Raw genomic sequence first — 2,049 nt, forward strand, 5'->3', positions numbered from 1 at the left:
GCTGGCGACGCCGGCTCTATGGCACTGCCGCCATGCTTCGGGCAGTACTGGGTCGGCTCGGTGCTCATGATATAGTATTCGTCCTTCCTGGTCGGGCACTCCGGAGTCGAGAGGAGTCCAGTGGCAGGATCGATCGAGACGGCGACCACGGTGTCGGGTTTGGGGAAATCGACGGCCGGCTTACCCGCCAGGGCGGCCCGCATGAAGCGTCCCCAGATCGGTGCCGAGATCGCACCGCCGGTGAATCCTTTCCCGCCGGGTTTCGGCTTGTCATAACCGACCCAGACGCCGGTGATCAACTGCGGCGTGAAGCCGACAAACCAGGCATCCCGATAGTCGTCGGTGGTTCCGGTCTTGCCGGCTGCCGGGCGCTCCTGGCTGAAGTGTTTGAGGCCTTTCGCCGTGCCGTAGGTCAGGACGTCCTTCATCATCTGGGTGGTCACGAATGCGGTGGCCGGGGCAATGGCCGGTGTCACCGCAGGCGGGTTGTCGGTCCAGGCTCGGCGGTTGCGGTCGTAGATACGAACGATGGTCCTGGGCTCCGCCCTCATGCCGCCGTTGGCGAAGGGGGTATAAGCCGAGACCAGGTCGTTGAGGGTTACCTCCTCCGTCCCCAGCGCCAGGCCGAGATCCTGATTATGGAGCGAAAGTCCCATCTTGCCGGCGAAGTTGACGAAGTTCGGGACACCGATGGCATCGAGGAGCTTGACCGCGATGACGTTGTTGGAGTGGGCCAGGGCCTCTCTCAGGGAGAGGTCGCCGTAGCCCTTCCTCTCGTAGTTGAGAGGTTTCCATGACTGGTTGTTCCCGCGGGAGTAGGCGACCGGCGTGTCGTTCAGCACGGTGCTGGCGGTGAAGCCACTTTCAAGGGCATCGGCATAGATGAGCGGCTTGATCGACGACCCCGGCTGACGCTTGGCGAAGAAGGCACGGTTGTAGGCTTTGGGACTGGAATCCACCCCTCCGACCGCGGCCAGAACGTCCCCGGTAGTTGGGTCGAGGCACAGGAGCGCACCCTGCAGCTTCGGCGATATCTTTTTCACACCCTGGACCAGCGTCCTTTCCGCCAGGGTCTGCAGCCTCAGGTCCATGGCGGAAATGACGTCCAGACCGCCCTGCTCCACCACCCTCGGTCCAAAACGCTCGATCAGCTTGTTGCGCAGGTGCGCCACGTACGACGGAGCCGCGCCGGCCTTGATGACCGCGGCGGGATGCTCGACTATCGCCTGCTTCTGGCGTGGAGTGATAAATTTCAGATCCTCCATGCGCTTGAGGACGATGCTCCTCCGGCTGTTCACGTCGGCCGGCTTGCCGAGCGGGTTGTATTTACCCGGCGCCTTCGGCACCCCCGCAAGGAGAGAGCATTCGGCATCGGTCAACTCCTCGGGGTTCTTGTCGAAGTACAGCCGCGCCGCCTGCGCGATCCCCCAGGCACCGTTGCCGAAGTAGATCTGGTTGAAATACATCTCCAGGATCTGGTCCTTGCTGTACTTCTTCTCGAATTCCATCGCCAGCTGCGCTTCCTTGAGCTTCCTGTCGATGGTCTTCTCGCCCGAGAGGTATTTGTTCTTGATCAGCTGCTGGGTGATGGTCGAGCCACCTTCCGCCATCCTCCCCTTCACCACGTCCTTCATCAAGGCCCGGGCTATGCCCCGGACATCGATGCCGCCATGCTCATAAAAGCGCGAGTCCTCTACGGCGACCAGGGCGCTGCGAAGGAAGAGCGGAATCCTCTCGATCGGGGTCCAGTACCTCTGCGTCGGCAGGATTCGTCCCACGAACTGCCCCTGGTTGTCGAAGACTTTGATCGAGCTGTAGCCGGTGGGGAGGATGGGATAGGTGGCGATTCCCTGGGCTGCCGCTGTTGAGACGACGGCCAGCAAGGAGAGGCCAAGAAGCGGGGCTAACAATGCTATTTTTCTAAAAAGGGAACGGGAGTAGGGAGGCAAGGGTTTACTCCTTCAGCTGGTTCGAAACAATTTTCACATTCTGCAACTACTGCCCCGCATGGTCAAGTCATTAGCGTCCCCCACCCCCTAGCCCCCTCCG

At 61.5% G+C, this 2,049-nt stretch carries 1 protein-coding gene; it reads right to left on the bottom strand.

Annotated elements, in window-relative coordinates:
- Positions 1-1,910 (bottom strand): penicillin-binding protein 1A (locus AC11W3_RS08260; RefSeq protein WP_484092804.1); only part of this gene is annotated, 1,910 nt, incomplete at its 3' end.
- Between the last annotated feature and the right edge of the window lie 139 nt (positions 1,911-2,049).

The sequence above is a fragment of the Geomonas sp. genome (genome assembly GCF_056994735.1).